This window comes from Nocardioides sp. P4_G4 (genome assembly GCF_056401085.1).
Genome location: NZ_JBFUKA010000114.1, coordinates 1 through 11,030 on the forward strand (window position 1 = coordinate 1; position 11,030 = coordinate 11,030).

Below are 11,030 nucleotides of genomic sequence, written 5' to 3' on the forward strand. Positions count from 1 at the left end.
GCCCCGACGTACCGGGACGGGCGCTGGGCCGGCGACGGCCTCGCCCGGCGCGACGGACTCGTCGGCGGCGTCGGCAGCCGCGACGACCTCGCCCACCWCGTCGGTCCCAGAACGCAGGTCGAGAGCCTCGCCGGTCGCTGGCTGCTGCCGGCCTTCCACGACTCACACGTGCACCCGGTGCAGGCGGGCACCGAGCTCAACCTCTGCAACCTCACCGACCTGGACACCGTCGAGGACTACCTCGACCGGATCGCGTCGTACGCCGCCTCGCACCCGGACCGTCCCTGGGTCACCGGCGGCGGCTGGTCGATGAACGCGTTCCCCGGAGGGGTTCCCGGCGCCGACCTGCTGGACCGCGCCTGCCCGGACCGGCCGGTCTTCCTGCCCAACCGCGACCACCACTCCGCGTGGGTCAACACCCGGGCCCTCGACCTGGCCGGCATCGACGCCCGCACCCCGGACCCCGCCGACGGCCGGATCGAGCGCGGCCCGGACGGCGCGCCCACGGGTGCGCTCCACGAGGGCGCGATGGACCTCGTCGCCGCCCTCGCGCCCCGGCCGACCGCGGACGAGCTGATGTCCGCCCTGATGACGGCGCAACAGCACCTGCACTCCCGCGGCATCGTCGGCTGGCAGGACGCCCTGGTCGGCGACGGGCTCGGGATGCTCGACACCCTGGACACCTACCTCGACGCGCACGCCTCCGGACGCCTCACCGCCAAGGTGGTGCTGGCGCTGTGGTGGGACCGCGAGCGGGGCCTGGAGCAGGTGCCCGAGCTGGTCAAGCGCCGTCGCCGCGCGGCCCGGGCCGGGGTCCGGGCGACCAGCGTCAAGATCATGCAGGACGGCGTGTGCGAGACCCACACCGCCGCGATGCTCGACCCCTACCTCGACGCGCACGGCCACCGCACCGACAACCGCGGGCTCTCCTTCATCGCCGCCGAGGACCTGCGCGAGTACGTCGCCGCGCTGGACGCCGAGGACTTCCAGGTGCACGTGCACGCCCTGGGGGACCGGGCGGTGCGCGACAGCCTCGCCGCCGTCGAGCACGCCCACACCGTCAACGGGCCACGCGGCAACCGGCACCACCTCGCCCACCTGCAGGTCATCGACCCCGCGGACGTGGCCCGGTTCGCCGCGCTCGAGGTCACCGCCAACCTGCAGCCGCTGTGGGCCTGTCGCGACCAGGCGGTCGAGGAGCTCACGCTGCCCTTCGTCTCCGAGACGGCCAGGCAGCACCAGTACGTCTTCGGATCCCTGCTGCGCGCCGGGGCGCGGCTCGCCTGTGGCAGCGACTGGCCGGTCACCGAGGCCGGCCCGCTGCTGGGGATGCACGTCGCGGTCAACCGCCGCGCCCCCGACCAGGGACCCGAGGTCGAGCCGCTGCTGCCGGACGAGGCGCTCACGGTGGTGGAGGCGCTGGCCGGCTACACCACCGGCACGGCGTACCTCAACGGCCTCGAGGACGTCACCGCTCGGCTCGAGGTCGGGTACGCCGCCGACGTCGTGGCCGTCGACGCCGACCTCCTCGCGGGCGACCCCGCCGCGATCGCCGGGACGCGGGTCACGCACACGTGGGCCGACGGCCGTCTTGTCTTCCAGGGGTGAGGCTTTCGGCAGCGTGATGTCCCACCCACCGCTCATTTCGGTTGTCCAGCGCCTCCCGAGCAACGAAATCGGTGGAGTGGCGCTAGGCTGACGCCATGACCCACCACGCTCCGACCGGTGCCACCGACCGCGACGTCGACGTCGTGGTGGTCGGTGCGGGCGTCACCGGCCTCACCGCGGCCCGCCGGCTGCAGGAGGCCGGACGGACGGTGCTCGTGCTGGAGGCCCGGGACCGGGTCGGCGGGCGCCTGCTGACCGACGACGTCGACGGCGTCCGGCTCGAGGTCGGCGGCCAGTGGGTCTCCCCGGACCAGACGGCCCTGCTGGCCGTGCTGGACGAGCTCGCCCTCGCGACGTACCCCCGTCATCGCGAGGGCGAGTCGGTCTACATCGGCCTCGACGGCGTACGGCGCACCTTCACCGGCGACGCCTTCCCGGTCCCCGACCGGACCGCCGCCGAGGTCGAGAAGATCACCGCGGAGCTGGATCGCCTGGCCAAGGACATGGACCCGCTCCGGCCGTGGCTGCACCCCGACGCGGACGAGCTCGACCGGATCACCTTCGCGGAGTGGCTGGACCGTGCCACCGACGACCTCGAGGCGCGCGACAACATCGCGCTCTACGTCGGGCCGGCGATGCTCACCAAGCCAACCCATGCCTTCTCCGCCCTCACCGCGGTCCTGATGGCGGCGAGTGCCGGGAGCTTCAGCAACCTCGTCGACGCCGACTTCATCCTCGACCGGCGCGTCGTGGGCGGGCTCCAGGAGGTCCCGCTCCGCCTCGCCGAGCGCCTCGGCGACGCCGTGCGCCTCGGCACCCCGGTGACGGCGATCGACTGGGACAGCGACGGCGTGACCGTGTCCGCCGCCGGCACGACGATCACCGCAGGGCACGCCCTGCTGGCGGTGCCCCCGACGCTGGTCGCCCGCCTGGCCTTCGCCCCGGCCCTGCCCGCCGCGCACCAGCAGATGCGACAGCAGCAGTCCTTCGGGCTGGTCATCAAGCTGCACATCACCTACGAGACGCCGTTCTGGCGCGACGCCGGGCTCTCGGGCACGGCGTTCAGCCCCTACGCGCTCGTGCACGAGGCCTACGACAACACCAACGAGGACGTGGCCGACGAGACCCGCGGCACCCTGGTCGGCTTCGTCTCCGACGAGCGGGCCGACGAGCTGCTAGCGCTGGCGCCGGACGAGCGCCGCCGCCGCGTCCTCGAGTCCCTGCGCGGCTACTACGGCGACCGGGCGCTGGAGCCGGTCGGCTACTACGAGAGCCCGTGGATGCACGACGAGTGGACCGCGGGCGCCTACGCCACGAGCTTCGCCACCGGCTCGCTGACCCGCTTCGGGCCGCTGACGCGCGAGGACGTCGGCCCGCTGTCGTTCGCGAGCAGCGACATCGCCGGACTCGGCTTCCAGCACGTCGACGGCGGCATCCGCATGGGGGAGGCCGCGGCCCAGCGGATCCTCGCCGCACCCACGTCATCGGTCCGCGCAGACTCCGAGAGGTAGCCCCACCATGACCAGCACCCTGCCCCCGTCCGCCGTCTCGGCGACCGGCTCACGCCGCCTCGTCACCGAGCTCCCCGGGCCGCGGTCGCGCGAGCTCGCCGCCCGCAAGTCCGCCGCGGTCGCCGCGGGTGTCGGCACGACCATGCCGGTCTACGCCGTCCGCGCGCACGGCGGCGTCGTCGAGGACGTCGACGGCAACGTGCTCATCGACCTCGGGTCGGGGATCGCGGTCACCACAGTCGGCTCGAGCGCGCCCCGGGTCGTGGCCGCCGTGCAGGAGCAGGTCGCGGCGTTCACCCACACCTGCTTCATGATCACGCCCTACGAGGGGTACGTCGCGGTGGCCGAGCGGCTCAACGCCCTCACCCCGGGCGACCACGACAAGCGGACCGTGCTCTTCAACTCCGGCGCCGAGGCGGTCGAGAACGCCGTCAAGATCGCCCGGTCCCACACCGGCCGGCAGGCGGTCGTCGCCTTCGACCACGCGTACCACGGGCGCACCAACCTCACGATGGCGATGACGGCCAAGTCGATGCCGTACAAGTCCGGCTTCGGTCCCTTCGCGTCCGAGGTCTACCGGGCACCGCTGTCCTACCCATTCCGCGACGGCGACCTGTCGGGCGCGGAGGCTGCGGCCCGCGCCATCGACCTCATCGACAAGCAGGTCGGTGCCGCCAACCTCGCGGCGCTCGTCATCGAGCCCATCCAGGGGGAGGGCGGCTTCATCGTGCCCGCGCCCGGCTTCCTGCCCGCGCTGGCCGAGTGGTGCCGGGCCCACGGGGTCGTCTTCGTCGCCGACGAGGTGCAGACCGGCTTCGCCCGCACGGGAGCGATGTTCGCCTCCGAGCACGAGGGCGTCGTGCCCGACCTCATCGTCACCGCCAAGGGCATCGCCGGAGGCCTCCCGCTCTCGGCCGTCACCGGCCGCGCCGAGATGATGGACGCCGTCCACGTGGGCGGCCTCGGTGGGACGTACGGCGGCAACCCCCTCGCCTGCGCCGCCGCCCTTGCCGTCATGGACACGATCCTCGAGGAGGGCCTGGTCGAGCGGGCCGTCCAGGTGGAGCGCATCCTCACCGAGCGCCTGGACCGCATCCGGTCCGCCGACCCGCGCGTCGGCGACGTGCGGGGTCGCGGCGCGATGATGGCCGTCGAGCTCGTCGAGGCCGGCACCACCACCCCCGACCCGGCGACCGCGAAGGCGGTGGCCGCCGAGGCGCACCGCAACGGCGTCGTCGTGCTCACCTGCGGCACCTACGGCAACGTGCTGCGCTTCCTGCCGCCGCTCGCCATCTCCGACGCGGAGCTGCACGAGGCGTTCGACGTGCTCGACGCGGCGTTCGCGGGGAGCGGCCCGGCCTGAGCCTGGTACGACGCGATCAGCGCACGCCCCACGAGTACGTCTGCTTGCGCAGGCTCAGGTACATGAACGTCTCGGTGGCGACCACGCCCTCCACGGTGCGGATGCGTGAGGAGATGAGGTCGAGCAGGTGGTCGTCGCTCTCGCACACCACCTCGACGAGCAGGTCGAAGGAGCCGGCCGTGATGACGACGTAGTCGACCTCGTCGAGAGCGGCCAGCGCGTCGGCGACCGACTCGAGCGGGCCCTGGACCCGCACCCCGACCATGGCCTGGCGGGCGAAGCCGAGCTCGAGGGGGTCGGTGACGGCCACGACCTGCATGACCCCGCCGTCGATGAGTCGCTGCACCCGCTGGCGCACGGCGGCCTCCGAGAGGCCCACCACCTTGCCGATCGCGGCGTACGAGCGTCGGCCGTCCTGCTGGAGCTGCTCGATGATCGCCTTCGAGACGTCGTCGAGGTGCACCGGCGCCCTGTCGTGGTTGCGGGTCATGGCCGCACTCTGGCAGGACGCGACCCGCAGGGTCAAAGCAAAGATGTCGCCAAACAAGCGATTTCGTTGCCGGGATGTTTCATTTCGACGGTTTTCCTTGCCGGAGAGGGTCCGCAGTGGCACTATCCGTAGCACGCCACATCACGACGGGAGTTGGTCGATGCACGCCGGGAGGGGAGTCTCGTGACACCCGGACCACCCGTCCGTGCGTCGGGACCACGGAGCGCAGCCACTCGTCGTACGGTCCTGCGGGGCGTCGGAGGACTCGCGTTCGTCGGCGCCAGCGCGGCGGTGCTGCCGTTCTTCGGCCAGGCCGGTGCCCAGCAGGATCCTGCCGACTGTGCGGCGACCGACCGCTCCGCCGAGGACCCGCTCGTGGTGGTGTCCAACTGGCCCGGCTATATCGACCCGCGCCGCGACCCGGGCAACACCCGCGACACGTTCGAGGAGCGGACCGGGATCACGGTGCGCTACACCGACGACGTCAACGACAACGCCGAGTTCTACGCCAAGGTGCGCAACCAGCTCGGCGCGTGCGAGCCCGTCGGTCGCGACCTGTTCGTGCTCACGGACTGGATGGCCGCGCGGATGATCAGCCTCGGCTGGATCCAGCCGCTGGACAAGGCCACGGTGCCGAACCTGCACAAGAACCTCATCGAGCCCCTGCGCGGCGTCGCGTGGGACCCGGACCTGACCTACCACGCGCCGTGGCAGACGGGCCTGACCGGCATCGCCTACAACGCGGCGAAGACCGGCGAGGTCGGCAGCTTCAGCCAGCTCCTCGACGACCCCGAGCTCGCGGGACGGGTCACGTTGCTCGCGGAGATGCGCGACACCATGGGGTTCGTCCTCAAGACCATCGGCGCCGACCCGGAGGACTTCGACCAGTCCGAGTGGGACGACGCCATCGACCGGCTGAACCGCGCCGTCAGCGACGGACAGATCCGCGCCTTCACCGGCAACGACTACGTCCAGGACCTCGCCGCGGGCAACATCGTGGCCTGCGAGGCCTGGTCCGGTGACGTCATCCAGCTCCAGTTCGAGAACCCCGACATCCGGTTCGTGACACCGGAGGAGGGGCTGTCGCTGTGGAGCGACAACATGCTCGTGCCCAACGGCGCCGAGCACCAGGCCAACGCCGAGGCGTGGATCGACCACTACTACGACCCCGCCGTCGCCGCCCGGCTCGCTGCCTGGGTCAACTACATCTGCCCGGTCGAAGGGGCCCGCGAGGAGATGGAGAAGATCGATCCCTCGCTGGTCGACAACACCTTGATCTTCCCGGACAAGGAGACGCTCGCGCAGACCTGGGCCTTCATGCCGCTCGACGATCGCCAGATCACCGAATACGAGAAGGACTGGTCAGATGTCACAGGTGGCTGATACCTCCTCCGCTTCACCCACCGCCGGACAGGGCGGCGACGATGCGGCGTACGACGGGCTGCGGCTGCGGGCGGTGACCAAGGAGTTCGGGGCGTTCACCGCCGTGCGCTCGCTCGACCTCGACGTGCCGCGCGGGTCCTTCTTCGCCCTCCTCGGCCCGTCCGGCTGCGGCAAGACCACGACGCTGCGGATGGTGGCCGGGCTGGAGGACCCGACCTCGGGCACCATCACGCTCGCGGGCAACGACGTCACCCACGCCAAGCCGTACCGCCGACCCGTCAACACCGTCTTCCAGAACTACGCGCTCTTCCCGCACCTCGACATCTACGAGAACATCGCCTTCGGGCTGCGTCGGCGCAGGGCGAAGGACGTCGACACGCAGGTGCGCGACATGCTCGAGCTGGTCGAGCTGGTCGAGCAGGCCCGCAAGCGCCCGGCGCAGCTCTCCGGTGGTCAGCAGCAGCGGGTGGCGCTGGCCCGGGCCCTCATCAACAGCCCCGAGGTGCTCCTCCTGGACGAGCCGCTCGGCGCCCTCGACCTCAAGCTGCGGCGGGCGATGCAGATCGAGGTCAAGCGCATCCAGGTGGAGGTGGGCCGCACCTTCGTGCACGTCACCCACGACCAGGAGGAGGCCATGACCATGGCCGACACGGTGGCGGTGATGAACGGTGGCATCATCGAGCAGCTCGGAGCGCCGGCCGAGCTCTACGAGAACCCCCGCAGCACCTTCGTCGCCAACTTCCTGGGCCAGTCCAACCTCATCGAGGGCGTCGTGCGCCACCGGGCGGCCGACATCATCACCGTCGAGATGCACGGCCTCGACGTCTCGGTCCCCACCGCTCGCGCGCACACCGACTCGGACCGAGGCTGGGTCGGCATCCGCCCCGAGAAGGTCCTCATCGGGCAGCCGGGTGAGGAGCTCGACGCGCCGGGCCACACCATCGGCGGCGGTGTCGTCAGCGACGTCAGCTTCGTCGGCGTCAGCACGCAGTACCTCGTCCGGATGCCGTGGGGCCAGGAGCTGCAGGTCTTCCAGCAGAACACCGGCCGGACGCGGCTCTTCCGGCAGGGTGAGCAGGTCGAGCTGTCCTGGCGACCGGAGTACGCCTTCCTCCTCGACCGCGAGCAGGACGCCGACGCCGGCGCGGCCGAGCGCGCGGGGGCCTGAGTGACCAGCACGGCGGGCGTCGCACCGCCCGACACGACCGAGGCGGCGGTGCAGGCCCCGGCCGAGACCGGTCGTCACCGCGGGCGGATCGGCTACCTGCTGCTCCTGCCCGCCATGCTGTGGCTGCTGCTCTTCTTCGTGGTGCCGTTCTACTCGCTCGTCGCGACCAGCCTCTACGACCCGGCCGGGTCGGACTTCCGGGGCTACGACATGACCTGGGCGTTCGAGAACTACGTCGACGCGCTGCGCGAGTACTGGCGGCCCCTGGTGCGCTCGCTCTGGTACGGCGCCCTGGCCACCGCGTTCTGCCTGGTCCTGGGCTACGTGCTGGCCTACGCGATCGCCTTCAAGGCCGGCCGGTGGAAGAACCTGATGCTGGTGCTGGTCGTGGCGCCGTTCTTCACCAGCTTCCTGGTCCGCACCCTGTCGTGGAAGCTGATCCTCGCCGACGACGGCTTGGTGGTCGGCACGCTCCAGTTCCTCCACCTGCTCGGCGAGGGTGACCGGCTGCTGGCCACGCCGATCGCGGTGGTCGCCGGCCTGACCTACAACTTCCTGCCCTTCATGGTGCTGCCCCTCTACGCCAGCCTGGACAAGATCGACCCGCGTCTCATCGAGGCGTCCGGCGACCTCTACGCCCACCCGGCGGTCGGGTTCTTCAAGGTCACCTGGCCGCTGTCGCTGCCCGGCGTCGTGTCCGGGACGCTGCTCACCTTCATCCCTGCGTCCGGCGACTTCATCAACGCCGAGCTGCTCGGCTCGCCCAACCAGCGGATGATCGGCGGCACGATCCAGAGCCTGTTCACCGACGCCAACGACTACCCGACGGCCGCGGCGCTCTCCATGACCCTGATGGCCCTGATCGTCGTGATGGTGCTGGTCTACGTCCGCCGAGCCGGAACGGAGGAGCTGTTGTGAGATGGCTTCGCGATCACCTGGTGCTGATCCTCGGCCTGCTGGTCCTCGTGTACACGTTCATCCCCATCGCGGTGGTGGTGCTGATGAGCTTCAACGATCCCGCGAGCCGCAACGTCTACGCCTTCAACGCGTTCACCCTCGACAACTGGGCCAATCCCTGCGCCGACCCGAGCATGTGCGACGCGCTGGTCCGCAGTGTCGAGATCGGCCTTCTCGCGACGGCGGTCGCGACGGTCCTCGGCACGCTCGCGGCGTTCGCGCTGGTGCGCCACCAGTTCGCCGGTCGCTCGGCCAGCAACCTGCTCGTCTTCCTGCCGATGGCCGCGCCCGAGATCGTCCTCGGGTCCTCGCTGCTGGCGCTCTTCGTCGCCACCGGCTTCAGCGGTCAGCTCGGCTTCGGGACCATCTTCGTCGCCCACGTGATGTTCTGCCTGTCCTTCGTCGTGGTCACCGTCCGGGCCCGGCTGGCCGGCATGGACGACAACCTGGAGCAGGCGGCGATGGACCTGTACGCCACCCCGGCCCAGACGTTCTGGCGGGTGACGTTCCCGCTCGTCTTCCCGGGCATCCTCGGCGCTGCGCTGCTGAGCTTTTCCCTGTCGTTCGACGACTTCATCATCACCAACCTCAACGCGGGCACGACCACGACGTTCCCGATGTACGTCTGGGGCGTCGCGCAGCGCGGCGTACCCATGCAGGTCAACGTGGTGGGGACGCTCATGTTCGCGATCGCGGTGACCATCGTCGTCGTCGGTGAGCTCGGCAACCGTCGGAGGATCCGGGCCCGTACCTGACGCACGGCCTCCCGGCGGTCCAGCGCGGAACATCCGACGGCAGGGAAGCACAGTCGGACCGGGGCCCGAGGGCCTCAGAGCATCGAGTACGCCTTGTCGAGCACGACGCGGAGGATCTGCTCCATCTCCTCGAAGTGCTCGGGACCGCAGATGAGCGGCGGGGCGAGCTGGACGACCGGGTCGCCGCGGTCGTCGGCGCGGCAGTAGAGGCCCTCGGCGTACAGCTGCTTGGACACGAAGCCGTAGAGGATGCGCTCGCACTCCTCGTCGGTGAAGGACTCCTTGGTGGCCTTGTCCTTGACCAGCTCGATCCCGTAGAAGAAGCCGTCGCCGCGGACGTCGCCGACGATGGGCAGGTCCAGGAGYCGCTCGAGGATCGCGCGGCAGCGGGGCTCGTTCTCGCGGACGTGCTCGAGGATCTTCTCCTCCTCGAAGAGCTGGAGGTTGCGCAGGCCGACGGCCGTCGAGACCGGGTGTCCGCCGAAGGTGTAGCCGTGGGCGAACATCGCCTTGTCCTCGAGGAAGGGCGCGATGAGCTTCTCGTTGGCGATCATGGCGCCGAGGGGGGCGTAGCCCGAGGTGAGTCCCTTGGCGCAGGTGATCATGTCGGGCTGGTAGCCGTAGCGCTCGGCGCCGAACATGTGGCCGAGGCGCCCGAAGGCGCAGATCACCTCGTCGGAGACGAGCAGGACGTCGTACTCGTCGCAGATCTCGCGCACCCGCTGGAAGTAGCCGGGCGGGGGAGGGAAGCAGCCGCCGGCGTTCTGCACGGGCTCGAGGAAGACGGCCGCGACCRTGTCGGGGCCCTCGTTCTCGATGGCGATCGCGATCTGGTCCGCGGCCCACCGGCCGAACGCCTCCGGGTCGCTGCCGTCGTGGTGTCCCGAGGTGATGTCCGAGGCGCGGTAGCTGTTGGTGTTGGGCACCCGGAACGTCGAGGGCACGAGCGGCTCGAACTGCTGCTTGAGCAGGGGCAGCCCGGTGATCGACAACGCCCCCTGGGTGGTGCCGTGGTAGGCGATGGCCCGGCTGATGACCTTGTGCTTCATCGGCTTGCCGACGAGCTTGAAGTAGTTCTTCGCCAGCTTCCACGCGGTCTCGACGGCCTCGCCGCCACCGGAGGTGAAGAAGACCCGGTTGAGGTCGCCGGGCGCGTACGACGCGATCTTCTCGGCGAGCTCGATGGCCGGCGGGTGCGCGTAGGACCACAGCGGCATGAAGGCCAGCTCGCGGGCCTGGGCGGCCGCGGCGTCGGCCAGCTCGGTGCGACCGTGGCCCAGCTGGGAGACGAAGAGACCGGCCAGGCCGTCGAGGTACCTCTTGCCCGTGGCGTCCCACAGGTAGGCGCCCTCGCCACGGACCATCACGGGCACGTCCGCCTGGTCGTAGGCCCCCTGCCGGGTGAAGTGCAGCCACAGGTGGTCCTTGGCGGCCCGCTGGAGGTGGTCGTAGTCCGGGTGGCGAGGGTCGGTCATGGATCCATGGTGCTCGCCCAGAGCCCCGAAGTGCAAGCGATCCGCGTGTCCCGTGTCCATCTGACGACGAAATCCGTCGCCAGACCTCCCGATTTACTACGGGAATCATCTAGGCTCGCCCCCATGGCCCAGCACACTGACCCCCAGACCTTCCGCAACGTCGTCGACGGGGTGGCCGTCGACTCGGTGTCCGGGGAGACCTACGAGGTGCTGGACCCCAGCACCGGGGAGGTCTACGCCCACGCCCCGCTGTCGGGCGCCGAGGACGTGGACCGCGCCTACGCCGCCGCCGAGCGGGCCTTCGGCTCCTGGGGTCGTAC

The 11,030-nt window shown here is 70.8% G+C and carries 10 protein-coding genes; 8 read left to right on the plus strand and 2 right to left on the minus strand.

The window, feature by feature from the left end:
- From AC1DQF_RS19585 to gabT, 3 genes are all read left to right on the plus strand, one after another.
- On the plus strand, positions 1-1,608 hold a 1,608-nt coding region (locus AC1DQF_RS19585), incomplete at its 5' end, for an amidohydrolase (RefSeq protein ID WP_477526904.1).
- Between the two features lie 95 nt (positions 1,609-1,703).
- On the plus strand, positions 1,704-3,119 hold the full coding sequence (locus AC1DQF_RS19590; protein WP_477526905.1) for a flavin monoamine oxidase family protein: 1,416 nt from the start codon (positions 1,704-1,706) through the stop codon (positions 3,117-3,119).
- Between the two features lie 7 nt (positions 3,120-3,126).
- Entirely contained in the window at positions 3,127-4,482 is a 1,356-nt protein-coding gene (gene gabT / locus AC1DQF_RS19595) for a 4-aminobutyrate--2-oxoglutarate transaminase (protein WP_477526906.1), read from the plus strand.
- A gap of 16 nt (positions 4,483-4,498) precedes the next feature.
- Here the strand turns inward: gabT and AC1DQF_RS19600 are convergent, their stop codons facing one another.
- Positions 4,499-4,972: an Lrp/AsnC family transcriptional regulator gene (locus AC1DQF_RS19600; RefSeq protein ID WP_477526907.1), complete on the minus strand. Its 474-nt coding sequence runs from the start codon at positions 4,970-4,972 to the stop codon at positions 4,499-4,501.
- Positions 4,973-5,155: 183 nt separating this feature from the next.
- Between AC1DQF_RS19600 and AC1DQF_RS19605 the strand changes: the two genes are divergently transcribed.
- Genes AC1DQF_RS19605 through AC1DQF_RS19620 form a run of 4 tightly spaced genes read left to right on the plus strand, consistent with a single transcriptional unit; the run spans position 5,156 to position 9,235 of the window.
- The gene (locus tag AC1DQF_RS19605; RefSeq protein ID WP_477526908.1) at positions 5,156-6,355 is read left to right on the plus strand and encodes a polyamine ABC transporter substrate-binding protein; all 1,200 of its coding nucleotides are present in this window, start codon (positions 5,156-5,158) and stop codon (positions 6,353-6,355) included.
- On the plus strand, positions 6,348-7,523 hold the full coding sequence (locus AC1DQF_RS19610; protein ID WP_477526909.1) for an ABC transporter ATP-binding protein: 1,176 nt from the start codon (positions 6,348-6,350) through the stop codon (positions 7,521-7,523). Before AC1DQF_RS19605 ends, AC1DQF_RS19610 begins: the two co-directional genes overlap by 8 nt.
- The gene (locus tag AC1DQF_RS19615; protein ID WP_477526910.1) at positions 7,524-8,441 is read left to right on the plus strand and encodes an ABC transporter permease; all 918 of its coding nucleotides are present in this window, start codon (positions 7,524-7,526) and stop codon (positions 8,439-8,441) included.
- A complete protein-coding gene (locus tag AC1DQF_RS19620) occupies positions 8,438-9,235 on the plus strand; it encodes an ABC transporter permease (protein WP_477526911.1) in 798 nt (265 codons plus the stop codon). Before AC1DQF_RS19615 ends, AC1DQF_RS19620 begins: the two co-directional genes overlap by 4 nt.
- A 74-nt stretch (positions 9,236-9,309) precedes the next feature.
- On the opposite strand, the gene AC1DQF_RS19625 is transcribed toward AC1DQF_RS19620, so the two are convergent.
- Entirely contained in the window at positions 9,310-10,710 is a 1,401-nt protein-coding gene (locus tag AC1DQF_RS19625) for an aspartate aminotransferase family protein (protein ID WP_477526912.1), read from the minus strand.
- Between the two features lie 123 nt (positions 10,711-10,833).
- Here AC1DQF_RS19625 and AC1DQF_RS19630 point away from each other — a divergent pair.
- The coding region (locus tag AC1DQF_RS19630; protein ID WP_477526913.1) for an aldehyde dehydrogenase family protein at positions 10,834-11,030 on the plus strand (197 nt) is incomplete at its 3' end.